Origin of the sequence: Mangrovivirga halotolerans (assembly GCF_026241165.1) — a bacterium.
Classification (GTDB): Bacteria; Bacteroidota; Bacteroidia; order Cytophagales; family Cyclobacteriaceae; genus Mangrovivirga; species Mangrovivirga halotolerans.
Genome location: NZ_JAPFQN010000004.1, coordinates 32,900 through 46,786 on the forward strand (window position 1 = coordinate 32,900; position 13,887 = coordinate 46,786).

A 13,887-nucleotide genomic window follows, 5' to 3' on the forward strand; every position below is an offset into this window, starting at 1 on the left:
CGGCCTCTTCCAAATTAAATAACAAAACTAATGAATGTACGAGCGAAAATAATCATGAGTATTTCAGCACTGGCTTTGCTTTTGCTGTTCGTAACACCTCTTTGGAGAATAACTCTTGAAGCTCCTCAATATCCTGATGGGGTGAGTATGTATATCTGGATAAATAAAATTACCGGAGATACACCTCACACTCTTCAGAATATAAATATTCTTAATCATTATGTCGGAATGAAATATATAGAGCCAGACTCTATTCCGGAATTAAAGTACTTTCCATTTGTTATCGGTACAATGAGTTTGCTCGGGCTGCTTGTAGCCTGGAAAGGCAAAAGATCCTGGGTTTTAACCTGGTTAATATTGCTGGTTGTACTGTGTGGTCTTGGCTTGTATGATTTTTATTTATGGGAATATGATTACGGCCATAACCTGGATCCAAAAGCTCCAATTAAGGTGCCTGGCATGTCATATCAGCCTCCTTTATTCGGAACTAAAATGTTATTGAATTTCAAAGCAGATTCTTATCCCTATTGGGGAGGGCTTTGGCTAAGTCTTTCAATAATTCTTGCAGCCTTATCATGGTATTTGGCTGGTGTTTACAAAAAGTCTAAATAATAAGCGTATGAAATATCCAATTAACCTATCGATATTTATCCTCATTTTTTTATTTAGCTGTACTCCTAAACCTCAACCCATCAATTATGGGGAAGATGGTTGCCATTATTGCAAAATGACAATTGTCGATTCGAGGTACGCTGCAGAAGCTGTTACCAGTAAATCTAAGGTTTACAAATTTGATGCAGTGGAGTGCCTTCTGAACTTTATGAATGAGAATAGTGAAACAGAATTCTCTTTGAAATTGATATCTCCATTTGATTCAGAAGGGTTAACCAGTGCAGAATCATGTGTTTATCTGCGTACTCCTGAATTACCTAGCCCAATGGGTGAGTACCTGAACGGCTTGTCTGATCGTGCATTTGCTGAAGAGCTTCAGCAAAAACATGGTGGTGAGATCTATACGTGGAATGAGTTGTCCAATAAGTTTGGGAGCTTACCAGATTTGAACACAAACTGATCAGGGTATGAAAAATTTATTATTTCTTTTCACCCTGATCTCCGTAGCTACCAATTTGCATTCGCAGACAATAGAGGTATGTCCGGATTGTCAATACACTTCCATCAAAGAAGCAATAAAATCATCTTCTCCACATGATGCTATTATTATAAAAAATGGTGTCTACCGGGAAGGAAATATTACTATTGACAAGCCTCTAAGCATTATCGGTAAAGATTATCCGGTAATTGATGGTGAATCTAAGTATGAGATTTTCACCATCAAATCAGATAGTGTTACTCTTAGAGGACTTAAGCTGTTAAATGTTGGTGTAAGCTATACCAAAGACCTGGCAGCAATCAATATTATCAATAGTGACTATGTCAATATCAAAGACAATATTCTGGAAAACAGCTTTTTTGGAGTTTATTATCAGAAATCGTCATATGGTTTGATTGAAGGTAATGTAATGCAAGGAAATGCTGTGAAAGAAATTTCCTCAGGAAATGCGATACATCTTTGGCATTGTGACAATATGCAAATCATTGATAACCAAGTAAGGAACCATCGAGATGGCATTTACCTTGAGTTTGTCGATAGTAGCCGGATCGTAAATAATGTAAGCGAAGGAAACTTGCGTTATGGTCTTCATTTTATGTTTTCAAATTGGGATGATTATATATCCAATACCCTTCGTGATAATGGTGCCGGAGTAGCAGTAATGTTCTCAAGATTTATCAGGATGGAAGACAACCTTTTTGAAAAGAATTGGGGGACTACATCTTATGGTTTGCTGCTCAAAGAAATTTACGACGCTGAAATTATCAATAATGAGTTTTATAAAAACACTATTGGTATTTATGGTGAAAGTGCTACCCGGATAAAGATCAGCAACAATGAATTTCATCAAAATGGATGGGCATTAAAGATACTGGGTAGCTGTATGGATAATGAAGTTGTATCAAATAATTTCATCGGTAATACCTTCGATGTTACTACTAATAGTTCCAGGAACTATAACATTTACAATGGTAATTATTGGGATGAATACACCGGTTATGACCTGGACAAAGATGGATACGGAGATGTCCCTTACCGTCCTGTAAGCTTATTTTCTCATGTGATCACAAAGTCTGAATCTTCAATAATTTTATTAAGGAGTCTATTTGTTGATCTGCTCAATTATGCTGAGAAAGTTACCCCGGTATTTACTCCCGAAAGTTTAAAAGATGAATTACCTAAAATGAAGCCAATACAATGATCGAGCTAAAAAATATATATAAAGCATATAAAAAGGTTCCGGTTTTAAAAGGAGTGAGCCTTAAAATGGAAAAAGGAGGGGTGTATGCCGTTCTAGGTCCTAACGGGTCAGGAAAGACCACCCTGATGAAATGCATACTCGGAATGGTTCTGCCAGATCGGGGAGAAGTTTTTGTAGGGGGTGAGTCTGTAATCAAGAAGCATTCCTATCGAGAAAATATTGGCTATCTACCCCAAATAGCAAGGTTTCCGGATAACTTAAAAGTTGAAGAATTATTTAAAATGATCTCCGATTTACGAGGCCAAAAAGGAAATTCAGAAGACCTTATCCAACGGTTTGGTCTTGAAAAATACCTTTCTTATAAGTTAAGTTCTCTTTCCGGAGGGACCAGGCAGAAAGTCAACCTGGTAATTTGTTTTATGTTTGATGCACAATACATCTTACTGGATGAACCTACTTCTGGACTGGATCCCGTAGCCATGATCGCATTAAGAAAACTGATAGAGGAGAAGAAGCAGGAAGGAAAGATAATTATTCTCACTACCCACATTATGGATGTAGTCGAAAAAATGGCTGATGAAATTATTTTCCTTATGGAGGGTAAGATTTACTTCCAGGGAGACCAGGAAAAACTGGATGAACTTACCGGCTCTGAAGGTGTTGAGGCTTCAATAGCCCAACTGCTTTTAAAAGAGGAGAAAGGAAAAAATGATTCATCTCAAAAAAATGGTTTTAGATTTAAATTAAACAAAGTGGCGCTATGAAACGGATTCTAAAATATAGCTTTTTCGATATGATCAGAAGCAGATGGAGTATCTTTTATTTTCTGTTTTTTCTGATCACTGCTTCATCTTTGTTATATATGAGCAACGACTCTTCCAGAGCACTTGCCAGTCTGATGAATATTGTGATTATCCTTTGTCCGCTTATCGGAACGCTCTTTGGGGTGATGTATTACTATAACTCAAGAGACTTCATTGAGCTTCTATTAGCTCAGCCAATAAAACGGCGAGATATATTTCTTGGTGAGTATTTTGGATTAGCATTTTCCATAGTCATCAGTTTTATCGCAGGGATTACCATACCATTCATTTTCTATGGATTCGGTGGAGCTGACACGTTGGTTAATTTCCTGACCATTGTTGTTGCCGGATCAATTTTGACAATGGCATTTCTGGCAATCTCGTTTTTGGTCGCAATGAAAAATTCGAATAAGATAAAAGGATTTGGCCTGGCCATTATCATCTGGTTATTTATGGCCATTATTTATGATGGCTTGTTCCTGATGTCATTATTTATATTCGAAGATTACCCGCTAGAAACTTTTTCGCTGGCAATGACAGTGATTAACCCGATCGACCTGTGTCGTACATTAGTGATGTTACAGCTTGATATCTCTGCTTTATTGGGGTATACAGGCGCAGTATTTAATAAGTTTTTCGGAACTTCTCAGGGAATAATCATTTCATTGTTTTTTGCCTTGCTTTGGGTTGCCGGTCCGGTATGGACGATTTCCTGGCAATGTAAAGCCAAGGATTTTTAATCTAAATGGCCGGGTACTTTATCAGTGTCCGGCCAATTCTTTTTCAGCAGGGTAAAAAACTTTTCTATTGATGATCTGCAGTTTGTTTTCTTTTGTCAAAGCCTTTATAGTTCTGATCACAGTTTCAACTCGTAAACCGGTCATATCCGCTATTTGCTGACGTGTAAAAGGAACTTCAAAAAAAGGGCAATTTGCTGCCTTTGATGATTTCTTTTGAAAATATTCTATCAGTGTAAGAATTCGATGTTCCGGAGTGTTTGTTGAAATCTCTTTAGCGATCATCGCTTTAAACTGGAGTCGCTGACTTAAAATTGAACAGAATTTTAAATGGAGGTCAAAATTATCTTTGAGAAGATTCAGAAAGTTTTCTTTTGGGATTTTCCAAAGAACTGATTCGGTAACTGCTTCAGCATTGGAAGGATATTTAAAATCACCAAAAAGAGGAGGTTCACCAAAGCTTTCGCCTTCACGAAACATTCCCTGGATAAATTCAGTGCCCTCTTCATTGAAGTTATTCATTTTCACAACTCCACTCGCAACCTGATAAAAATGGGTTGGCTCACAGCCTTCCCTAAAAAGTATTTCTCCTTTTTTATATAAAACAGGTTTTGCGCCGTATTTCTCTAATATTACAGGATTAATGATCATGGTTTAAAATTAACCAGAGCCAGGAGTGCCGGTTATGATTCATATCATGATCGGATGTGATTGTTTTGACGAATTAGAAGTACTGCCGGCATCGTGAATGCCGGCAGTTATGGTTAACCGCACTTACTATAGCCACAATTATTACATAGTAAACATGATTCCTGATAACTCATTGCAGGAGATTTACAATTCGGACATACATTATCTGTTGGCACTGTGCCATCGGGAATGAATTGTAGCAATGCGCGTTTAACGCCATTTTTCCATGTATTTAAAGTTGGTGCGTCGAGATAAAGATCATCAATCATCTCCACAACATATTTTAGTGGCATTCCATGTCTTAACACACCACTGATTAGTTTGGCATAATTCCAGTATTCTTCATTGAAAGTTCTGGACAATCCTTCAATTGTTATTTTATAACCATCAGAATCAAGATACTGGAAGTCATAGCGATTCTTACCGTTTTTACCTTTGTTTTTAATTACTTTTCCTTTTTTTACTTTAGATAAAATCGAGAAAGAATCATCTGCTCTACCAGTGAAAATTTCATATGGCTTATGATCCAGCAGCCCAACTACAGCAACCCATTTTTCATCATTATTTAAAAACTGTATTACCGTAGCATCCAGGGATGTTGGTCTTTTTGGTGCTATTGTATCCTGGAAGTCAGTAACTTTTTTGCCTGAATCACTGACTAATATACCAGATCTACTTCCTTCTCTGTATACAGTGATTCCTTTACACCCGGCTTCCCAGGCATCCATATACAAACCGGAAATAACTTCTTTCGATGTATTTTCAGGTAAATTGACCGTAACACTAATTGAGTGGTCAACCCATTTTTGTAGTTTTCCCTGGAGTTTAACTTTTGACTGCCAGTTGATGTGTTCACTACTAGATTGCTTGTATGGAGAATTTTCAATCAGCTTATCCAGGTCTTTTGGTTTTAGCTGGGCAATCTCATCACTTGTGAATCCTTTGGTGGTCAGCCAGTCACGGAATTTGTGATGGATGATTGCAAATTCTTCATATTTATCACCATTTTCATCAGTGAAATACTGTTTGCCGGGTTTCTCTACTGCATCATTTACCTTTTTCCTTCTGGTATAGTAAATTCTGAAAACAGGCTCGATGCCTGAAGTTGTTTGAGTAAGTAAACTGGTAGAGCCTGTAGGAGCGATGGTTAGCATGGCAATATTTCTTCTTCCATACTCCTTCATTCTTTCTATTATATCAGGAGCTTCCTTTTCGATTCTTTTCAGGAATGGATGGTCCTTTTCCCTGGTTTCGTTGTATATCGGAAAGGCACCTCTTTCTTTAGCCAGTGTCACAGAACTCGAGTACGCTGATATTGCCAGTTTTTTCTGGACTTTTTCAGATATGATTATTGAAGCGTCAGACCCATATTGTACTCCAAGTGCCGCTAGCATATCACCCATTGCGGTCACACCAAGACCGGTTCTTCGGCCTTTAGAAGTCTTATTCTTTATTTTAGTCCATAAATTTCTTTCCCTTATTTTATATTGATCGTCTTCAGGGTCAGATTCTATTTTTTTGAGGATCTTATCGATTTTTTCTAACTCAAGATCAACGAGGTCATCCATTAATCGCAATGCTTTTTTTACGTGATCTTCAAATAATTCAAAATCGAACGTAGCATCTTTTGTGTAAGGACTTTTTACATAGCTAAATAGATTTATAGCCAGTAATCTGCAGCTGTCATATGGACATAGAGGTATTTCTCCACATGGGTTAGTAGAGGTAGTGGTGAAGCCTTCCCTGTAGTAACGGTCAGGAAGCGATTCTCTTTGTACAGTATCCCAAAAGATAACTCCAGGTTCCGCAGACTTCCATGCCCCTTCAATGATTTCTTCCCATAGATCTTCAGCTTTGATTTTTTTACTAATTAATGGTTTAGAGGCATCAATCGGGAACCGCTGCTCATACTCAGTATGATTTTTTACTGCCTGGATAAAATCATCATCAACTTTCAGTGAGATGTTGGCCCCGGTCACTGAGGTAGTATCTCGTTTTGCGCCTGTAAAAGCCAGGGCATCCGGGTGTCTGGATGAAACGGTTAACATAAGCGCACCCCGACGACCACCTTGAGCTACCTCTCGCGTAGAATTAGAGAAACGATGCATGAATGGCACGATGCCAGTGGCACTAAGAGCTGAATTATGAACTTTACTTCCCTGTGGCCTGATTGTAGACAGATCTAAACCAACCCCACCTCTGCGTTTCATTAGTTGCACGAGTTCTTCATCCATACTCATCACAGCACCATATGAATCAGCATTTTTTTCAACACCTATGACAAAACAATTAGATAGAGATGAAACCTGAAAATTGTTACCGATTCCTGCCATTGGGCTTCCCTGAGGAATAATGTACTTGAAATCTTTCAGAAGATTATAAATCTCCTTTTCCTTCAGAGGGGAAGGGTACTTACTCTCAATTCTGGAAAACTCCCTGGCAATTCTTTTATGCATATCATCGGGAGATTTTTCGAAATATTTTCCATTACTGCTTTTTAAAGCATATTTATTTTTCCAGACTTCAGCAGCAAGGGTGTCACCATTAAAATATTTTTGACTGAATTCAGAGACTTCACTTTCTGAATAAATTCTAGGCTCTTTTTTTATAGGTGTGGCAGATTTCATTTTTCAAGAATTTAAATTTAGATTTCAGTTATCATCAAATGATGATTTATTCGAAACCAGGATGATTCTATCTCTTTAACGAGTTAAAATTAAGATGTGATTTGCCACTTTTATATGACTTGAATCATATTGGATCAAGTCATTTTTCCTGATTAATTATTTGCCTTTCCGAAAAAGAAGTTGAGGTAAAATATTGAGAAAGAATAATCATGAATATTGCAATGGGAAACAGACAGGAAGCCCAAAAAATCAGTGAAAAGTAGTAGGGAATATTTTGATTAAAGTAAGCTCTTAAGATACTTTCAGAAAAAAGTAAAACTTCAGTAAGAATAAAACCACTGAAATAAATCAGAATTCCGATATGGAAAAACAGATTTTGGAAAATCTGTTTTTGTATTAATAAAAAACCAAGTAAGAGAGGCGTAATAAGCCCCAAAAATACGAGGTGGAGGTAGCCAATCACTAATTCCCGATATGCAAGTGCCAATTCGGCGAAATAGGGGAATGAGGGAAGAAGCTGAAGGATTCCTTTCAGAATTAAGATTACAACTGAAATACTAATTAACAGGACTGTGTTTCGACTGAATAAACCTTTGATTTTCTTTAGATTTCTTTTTAATGCACTTATGATCAATACAAATGCGATCAACTGAAGGACTCCGGAAATTAAACTAACTGAGTAAACAAAGATGGTTTTCCATACCCAGGTGGTTGATAAAAAGAAAGATAGAAAGCATGAAACAATCATTAAATAATATATCAGCTTTATGTTAGGTGATTTACTTCCGGGTATTATCAAGAAATGGATCAATAATCCAAGTAGAATAAAAGTAAAGAGACCATTGTATTGAAAATGGAGATAAAAATATATTGAAAGATTGTACCAGTCAGATCCTCCCATTCCCTTTGCCATTAAATATCCCAGGGCAAAAGGGCCGATAGAAGAAATGATCATAAAAATAAATCCCCAGTAAATGAATTTAAGATCATAAGATTTATCATTCTGAATATGATTTTTAGTCAATAGATAAAATCGAATGGCAAAAACAGCTGAAAGAATCATGTGTAAAGTCGAAAATATGATCGACCATACAAAATAACCCTTGATTGGAAAGGTAATTAGCATTCCAATCACGGAAAATTGAATAGCCCAAAACAAAAATTTGAATTTATGAATGCTTTCAGGGAGCCATGTTTTCAAAAGAAGAATCATTGCTGCGGAAAATACCCATCCTAAAAATGCAACGTGAGAATGAGCATGCAGGAAATACTTATAAGTGACACCTGCAATAGGATTTATAAACATAATACGTAGCAAGCATCCGACCAGTGCTACTATCAAAAGATGAAATAATGAGGTGTATATCCAGCTTTTAGGAATTATCGTTTTACCCATTAAGGACTAAGATTATTTCTTTTTGTTAAGATAAATCATAATCATTAGGGTAGCAAAAAAAGCAATGATCCCAATACCAGTCATGATCCCTGAGTAAATCCTGATATCGGGCAGATGGAATAGGTCTGAAATGATCCTTATAACCAGAGCTCCTTCAAAGAAAGCCAAAATAAAATAGAATAAACTACTGAATTTTGGAGACGGAAGTTTAAAAATTGGAGGAAATATATGAGCTGCATGGGCAAAGATCATGGAGAAAATAAAACCCAGATAAAAGGTGTGCACTTTGGCATCGTAATTATAGAGGTCCATTTTATCAGAAAGAAAAAGTATGCCACTTACCCCGAGCCAGGTGTAACCAATCATTAATGTGATTCCGGAAAACCGATGCCAGCCAGCCTTTTTTATTGAATAGATAGCCATGTCATATTTTAGCAACCATCCGGAAGCCAGGATTAGGGCAATTCCAAAAATTATGTTTCCATTACTATGAAACGGAAACATTAAACTAGATAAAAATAGAATTAGAATACTCCATTTTAACAGTGAGGCTACCTTAGATTTCTTTAAGAATTGACTTAAAGTAATTCGTTCTGCAAAGACTGTAAAAAACAAAAAACCAATCCACCAGGGCAAGGCCTGTGGTAGCAGGCCTGTTTTCATGATCAGGATATTGCCAAATATCCAGCATAAACCACCCAAACAAAAGAATATTCCGGAATCAGTAAATTTCAGATTAATAGGGAAAATTATGATAAGGTATCCGATGCTTGCAGATAGGAGTAGAATTTGCCCTATTTCTTTTTGGCCGGTAAGAAGAAAAATCCCACTCAATCCGGATAGTATTGGAACTATTAATGAGATTTTGAGCCGGGACATTATTGCTCTTTCAAACGATATTAGGGTACCCAAAAAACTTCCTGTCATGATCAGTCCGTGTAATGAAGCTGCAGAAAGCGATATCATGGGTAAAGAATAGCCCATTCGTTGTAGTCCGGTCCAAATTCCTGTTACCAGGGCAACAAACCCTAAAGCCGGTACAATTCTGGTCAAGATATTTTTAGCGGTCATTGAATGTTTTTTTACAAAAATAGAGCTTATGACCATTTCCTTTTTATGACCTGAGTCATAGAAAGCAGATTTGAGGGAATAAAAAAAAAGCTACCGGAAAATCCGATAGCTTTTTAGTACCAAAGGAGGGAATCGAACCCTCACTCCCGAAGGAACACGAGTTTGAGTCGTGCGCGTCTACCAGTTCCGCCACTTTGGCTTGTTCGGGATGCAAATCTGATTAAAGATTTTTAAAACGTCAATACAAATCAAACAATTTTTGATCTGTTACTCTATTTTCTTTTTGTAACTGTGAGCTTCGGGCTTGCCGTTGAACAATATTTTTGTTTTAGCCCAGGTTGATTTAAACAATTCTGAATGCCGGTATTTCTGTAAATGCAGATCACTTTCCCAAATGCTATATGTTGAAAAAACATTCGGATGTTCCAGATCCTGCATTAATTCAACATGCTCGCATCCTTCAAATGCCTGTATTTTCTTTTGACTATTCTTAAATATTTCGATAAACTCTTCTGTCTTAGAAGGCTCAAAGCTCATCCGGACTATTCTTATTAGCATTTTTTGTTTTAAAGGTAATCCGTTAACCTCAAAATATCATCTGTTTACCTGGCGTAAACTCTGAAAATATCTTCATCCTCGCCTTTTACCCTTGAGGACAATTGTTCGGTTTTAAATGTTTTTAAACCAATGCCATTTAATTTGAAGAGCTTTTTCTGATCTTTTTTGCTTTGAATAAATCGCATAAGACCTCTAAGCAACCCGGCTGTAAATAAATTGCTTAAGTTTTTATCTTCGATGAGTCTTGATCCGATTTGTGAATTCGATTCGAAATTATTAACACACAGAATAGATAGCTCAGTATTATCCTTGTAGCTTTTACGAATGAGTTTTCCATAACCAAGGGCATTGACGAAAGCAATTAAACTATCAGCCATATCCTGATTTTTATGAATCGAATTAATTGTTAACCCTTTCCATTCAGCAGATCTGTATAAATGTTCAAAGAAATGAATAAACAGGTCGGATATTAATCTGTTATACCTTTTACATACAGGCATTCCTTCAGTGTCTGTTTTAGCTATTTCGCAAACCAGAAAAGGAAAAAAAGCGAGATAATTACTGAATACCTTTACCAATGAGTTATTTAAACATTGAATCTCACCATTATGATCACCATAAAATGGAAGTGAAATAGCCGTTTCTGTGATCATATCAAAATGATTGTTTACAGTAAACGAATCCGCTATCTGGAAACTTCCCCATTCAGGTGAATTATAGCAATAAGGATTTTCCTCACTTATTCTTTCAATTTTAAATGAACAAAAGCTGTCTCCGGCTGATTTACAAGAGATTTTTGAATACGTAAAAGATTCTTCTTCCTCAAGATCATAAGCAGCACTTAATCCGCCGCATAAAACACCCATGGCATAAGGATTACTAAAAAAATCTTTGTCGATCTCTTGATCAAAGCTTTTGCAAAGGGTGGTTGAGATAATTTCCCCACCGGTTTCTGAGATCGTTGATAACTCAACATTTCCCAGGCCACTGTCTTTAAGGTATCTTGAAATAGTGAATTTTTTATCCGAGTAACTAAATTCCTTATCTTCGAAATATTTCACGAACATATTTCTTGACAGTTCAGATGCAAAAGAGAAAAGCTTCTTATTTATCACTTGCTTCTTTCCCGTTGATTCGATCAGCTTTTCAGTTAATTCAAACCAGGCTTGATCCAGTATTACCACCGGCTCCGTTAGATGGGATAAATTTTGCTTTTCGTTAATTCTGTTGTCCTGAATGATATGTGAAAAAGTCTCTGACATAGTTATTTACTTAGCTTACGCAAATTTGTATATCAGAGAGCTTCTAAAAAAATGAATTAATTTTCAAAAGCTAGCAATGTATGGTTTGTTAGATAAACCGATTTCTAAGGGGTAGATTCATCGAAAATAATATTCACCGGACTATCAAAATCCAGACCGAGAAGTTCGGAAGCATTTCCCTGGGATATTCCGATCTCCATTACGCCATCGCTGTTAAACAGGGTAAAGCATTCTCCCGGCTCAACTTCGTTGTAATTTTCGAAAATTTTATTGTGTTTTTCCCTGCCGAAAATAATCGTGTAGCCTCTTTCTCTGGTCAGTATATCAAAGTCCTGTTTGAGGATATTTGTTACAAGATTACCAAAATGGTCCACATGTATGACATGCCCTTGAATTTGCTTTTTTGTGGCACGCGATGCCCTGTTAAGCAGTTTTCTCATCTCTGGCTTACGTGGGCCTAAATTATGTATTGTTTCTCCACTGGCTAATCGGGCAGCAGCTTCGGCCAAAGTAACTTTTTCCGGGAAGGTCTGGTTGGTCTTACTTGCTAACTCTACCACTCCCAACGGTGAATGGTCAGATAGCAAACTAAACAACCCGTTATCCCTTCCGACAAAATAATGTTCTTCGAGCTTGACTGCGATAAACTCACCATCGCCTTCCTGACCTCCGGCCACACAGACCAGGTGAACACTACCAGCAGGGAACTCCCTGAAAACATTCTTCAAAAGGTAAGAACAATGAATTAGATTGTGTTTTTTGACAGAATGAGAGACGTCAACGATCTGTAAACCCGGATTTACACGTAGCATTTTAGCCTTTACGGCTGCAACGTAATGATCAGTGTTACCGAAATCTGACAGAAAAGTGACTATTGCCATACGAGGGTTTAAATTATTGATTAATTTTGTTGTGGCAAAACTAAAAATTTTTACCTAGTATTCAGTATTGAACCATATAAATTGAAAATCATTTGGTAGAAAAAACTATTACGCTTGAAAATGTCTCCCTCATCGACTTTCTGGGAGTAGATAATCAGAATATAAATGAGGTCGCAGCTGCTTTTCCAAAAAGCAAGATAATATCTCGCGGAAATGAAATTAAAATCAAAGGACATACTTCGGAAATTCTGAGGATAAATGATATCCTGAACGCGTTGGTGGCTCATTATCATAAATATGGTAAGGTGACATCTGATAATGTAAGGGTATACATTCAGAAGGAAGAAGAAAATGTTGCTGCAGCAGCGACTGATGGAGTCGTAATATATGGTACCAAAGGATTTAAGGTCACTCCTAAAACAAAAAATCAAAAAGTTCTGGTCGATAAGATTGTTGATAATGACATGATCTTTGCGATTGGCCCGGCAGGTACAGGTAAAACATATATCTCTGTGGCTCTTGCTGTCAGAGCTTTGAAAAATAAAGAAGTAAAAAAGATCATCATCACCAGACCCGCTGTCGAAGCAGGAGAGAACCTGGGCTTTTTACCCGGAGACCTTAAGGAAAAAATAGATCCTTATCTTCGTCCGATCTATGATGCTCTCGATGATATGCTTCCGGCTGAAAAGCTGACCTATTACCTTGAAAACAGGGTGATTGAAATAGCACCACTCGCTTATATGAGGGGTAGAACACTTAATAATGCATTTATTCTGCTCGATGAGGCACAGAATACCACTACCATGCAGATGAAGATGTTTCTTACCCGAATGGGACCAAATTCTAAATTAATTATTAATGGTGACCGTTCGCAGGTTGATCTGCCGAAGAATCAAAGGTCAGGCTTGTTAGAAGCAATGTCGATTTTGAAAAATGTTAAAGGTATCGAGTTTGTTTACTTTGACGGTGGTGATGTGATCAGACATAAACTTGTCAGAAGTATTATCGAAGCTTATGACAAAGCATTCGAAAAGAAAAATTCAGAAAAAGAAAATAAAACTGAAAAATGATCGAAGTAAAACACGTTACCGAGGATCATCATTTAGACCAGGTGTTTGCTATTAGAAAAAAGGTTTTCGTAGAAGAACAAAACGTGGAGCCTGAAGATGAATTTGATGAATTTGAAGATTCAAGCAGACATTTTTTAGCATATTATGATGGTAAACCTTGTGGTACTGCTCGCTGGAGATTTACCCCAAATGGGATCAAGTTAGAACGTTTTGCTGTGTTGGAACAATACCGCGGTCATAAAGTCGGTCACCATCTGGTAGAAGAAGTGCTTCAGGATATAATGAAATTACCGGAAGCAGAAGGTAAACAGTTGTATCTTCATGCCCAGCTTCCTGCTGTATCACTTTATAGTCGATTCGGTTTCGTAAAAGAAGGCGATCAATTTGAGGAATGTGATATCATGCATTATAAAATGACAAAGCCACCTTTTTAAACGGCTATTTTTTCTTTCTGAGATATTAGCTCATTAATTTTCAGGC

14 protein-coding genes and 1 tRNA gene are annotated in these 13,887 nt (G+C 37.0%); 7 read left to right on the forward strand and 8 right to left on the reverse strand.

Features of this window, described 5'->3' with window-relative positions; translation table 11 throughout:
- Positions 1–30 precede the first annotated feature (30 nt).
- Genes OO013_RS06760 through OO013_RS06780 form a run of 5 tightly spaced genes read left to right on the forward strand, consistent with a single transcriptional unit; the run spans position 31 to position 3,855 of the window.
- Complete coding sequence (locus OO013_RS06760) at positions 31–612, forward strand: hypothetical protein (RefSeq protein ID WP_266055942.1); 582 nt, start codon at positions 31–33, stop codon at positions 610–612.
- 7 nt (positions 613–619) lie between these two features.
- A complete protein-coding gene (locus OO013_RS06765; protein WP_266055943.1) occupies positions 620–1,072 on the forward strand; it encodes a nitrous oxide reductase accessory protein NosL in 453 nt (150 codons plus the stop codon).
- 7 nt (positions 1,073–1,079) lie between these two features.
- Positions 1,080–2,312 (forward strand): nitrous oxide reductase family maturation protein NosD, encoded by a 1,233-nt coding sequence (locus tag OO013_RS06770; RefSeq protein WP_266055944.1) that lies wholly within the window; start codon positions 1,080–1,082, stop codon positions 2,310–2,312.
- A complete protein-coding gene (locus OO013_RS06775) occupies positions 2,309–3,076 on the forward strand; it encodes an ABC transporter ATP-binding protein (protein WP_266055945.1) in 768 nt (255 codons plus the stop codon). Before OO013_RS06770 ends, OO013_RS06775 begins: the two co-directional genes overlap by 4 nt.
- Complete coding sequence (locus OO013_RS06780) at positions 3,073–3,855, forward strand: ABC transporter permease (RefSeq protein WP_266055946.1); 783 nt, start codon at positions 3,073–3,075, stop codon at positions 3,853–3,855. Before OO013_RS06775 ends, OO013_RS06780 begins: the two co-directional genes overlap by 4 nt.
- A 21-nt stretch (positions 3,856–3,876) precedes the next feature.
- On the opposite strand, the gene OO013_RS06785 is transcribed toward OO013_RS06780, so the two are convergent.
- From OO013_RS06785 to OO013_RS06820, 8 genes are all read right to left on the reverse strand, one after another.
- Positions 3,877–4,503, reverse strand: a complete 627-nt coding sequence (locus tag OO013_RS06785; RefSeq protein ID WP_266055947.1) for a Crp/Fnr family transcriptional regulator — start codon at positions 4,501–4,503, stop codon at positions 3,877–3,879.
- 113 nt (positions 4,504–4,616) lie between these two features.
- The gene (locus OO013_RS06790; RefSeq protein WP_266055948.1) at positions 4,617–7,169 is read right to left on the reverse strand and encodes an adenosylcobalamin-dependent ribonucleoside-diphosphate reductase; all 2,553 of its coding nucleotides are present in this window, start codon (positions 7,167–7,169) and stop codon (positions 4,617–4,619) included.
- A gap of 139 nt (positions 7,170–7,308) precedes the next feature.
- Positions 7,309–8,565, reverse strand: a complete 1,257-nt coding sequence (locus OO013_RS06795) for a hypothetical protein (protein ID WP_266055950.1) — start codon at positions 8,563–8,565, stop codon at positions 7,309–7,311.
- A 12-nt stretch (positions 8,566–8,577) separates the two neighbouring features.
- The gene (locus OO013_RS06800) at positions 8,578–9,636 is read right to left on the reverse strand and encodes a DUF8744 domain-containing protein (protein WP_266055951.1); all 1,059 of its coding nucleotides are present in this window, start codon (positions 9,634–9,636) and stop codon (positions 8,578–8,580) included.
- A gap of 117 nt (positions 9,637–9,753) precedes the next feature.
- Positions 9,754–9,835, reverse strand: a tRNA-Leu gene (locus tag OO013_RS06805).
- A gap of 68 nt (positions 9,836–9,903) precedes the next feature.
- Positions 9,904–10,194, reverse strand: a complete 291-nt coding sequence (locus OO013_RS06810; RefSeq protein WP_266055952.1) for a putative quinol monooxygenase — start codon at positions 10,192–10,194, stop codon at positions 9,904–9,906.
- Positions 10,195–10,238: 44 nt separating this feature from the next.
- Positions 10,239–11,456 carry a hypothetical protein gene (locus OO013_RS06815; protein WP_266055953.1) on the reverse strand — a complete coding sequence of 406 codons (1,218 nt, stop codon included), beginning with the start codon at positions 11,454–11,456 and terminating at the stop codon, positions 10,239–10,241.
- Positions 11,457–11,560: 104 nt separating this feature from the next.
- On the reverse strand, positions 11,561–12,337 hold the full coding sequence (locus OO013_RS06820) for an SAM hydrolase/SAM-dependent halogenase family protein (RefSeq protein WP_266055954.1): 777 nt from the start codon (positions 12,335–12,337) through the stop codon (positions 11,561–11,563).
- 92 nt (positions 12,338–12,429) lie between these two features.
- Between OO013_RS06820 and OO013_RS06825 the strand changes: the two genes are divergently transcribed.
- Together OO013_RS06825 and OO013_RS06830 are read left to right on the forward strand one after the other, a co-directional pair.
- The gene (locus tag OO013_RS06825) at positions 12,430–13,407 is read left to right on the forward strand and encodes a PhoH family protein (protein ID WP_266055955.1); all 978 of its coding nucleotides are present in this window, start codon (positions 12,430–12,432) and stop codon (positions 13,405–13,407) included.
- Entirely contained in the window at positions 13,404–13,841 is a 438-nt protein-coding gene (locus OO013_RS06830) for a GNAT family N-acetyltransferase (RefSeq protein ID WP_266055956.1), read from the forward strand. Before OO013_RS06825 ends, OO013_RS06830 begins: the two co-directional genes overlap by 4 nt.
- Positions 13,842–13,887: the final 46 nt, after the last annotated feature.

Coding starts and splice junctions, on each gene's coding strand:
- OO013_RS06815 (WP_266055953.1), bottom strand. CDS start 11,456: ATGTCAGAGACTTTTTCACATATCATTCAGGACAACAGAATTAACGAA.
- OO013_RS06830 (WP_266055956.1), top strand. CDS start 13,404: ATGATCGAAGTAAAACACGTTACCGAGGATCATCATTTAGACCAGGTG.
- OO013_RS06785 (WP_266055947.1), bottom strand. CDS start 4,503: ATGATCATTAATCCTGTAATATTAGAGAAATACGGCGCAAAACCTGTT.
- OO013_RS06820 (WP_266055954.1), bottom strand. CDS start 12,337: ATGGCAATAGTCACTTTTCTGTCAGATTTCGGTAACACTGATCATTAC.
- OO013_RS06795 (WP_266055950.1), bottom strand. CDS start 8,565: ATGGGTAAAACGATAATTCCTAAAAGCTGGATATACACCTCATTATTT.
- OO013_RS06780 (WP_266055946.1), top strand. CDS start 3,073: ATGAAACGGATTCTAAAATATAGCTTTTTCGATATGATCAGAAGCAGA.
- OO013_RS06810 (WP_266055952.1), bottom strand. CDS start 10,194: ATGCTAATAAGAATAGTCCGGATGAGCTTTGAGCCTTCTAAGACAGAA.
- OO013_RS06775 (WP_266055945.1), top strand. CDS start 2,309: ATGATCGAGCTAAAAAATATATATAAAGCATATAAAAAGGTTCCGGTT.
- OO013_RS06790 (WP_266055948.1), bottom strand. CDS start 7,169: ATGAAATCTGCCACACCTATAAAAAAAGAGCCTAGAATTTATTCAGAA.
- OO013_RS06800 (WP_266055951.1), bottom strand. CDS start 9,636: ATGACCGCTAAAAATATCTTGACCAGAATTGTACCGGCTTTAGGGTTT.
- OO013_RS06765 (WP_266055943.1), top strand. CDS start 620: ATGAAATATCCAATTAACCTATCGATATTTATCCTCATTTTTTTATTT.
- OO013_RS06770 (WP_266055944.1), top strand. CDS start 1,080: ATGAAAAATTTATTATTTCTTTTCACCCTGATCTCCGTAGCTACCAAT.
- OO013_RS06760 (WP_266055942.1), top strand. CDS start 31: ATGAATGTACGAGCGAAAATAATCATGAGTATTTCAGCACTGGCTTTG.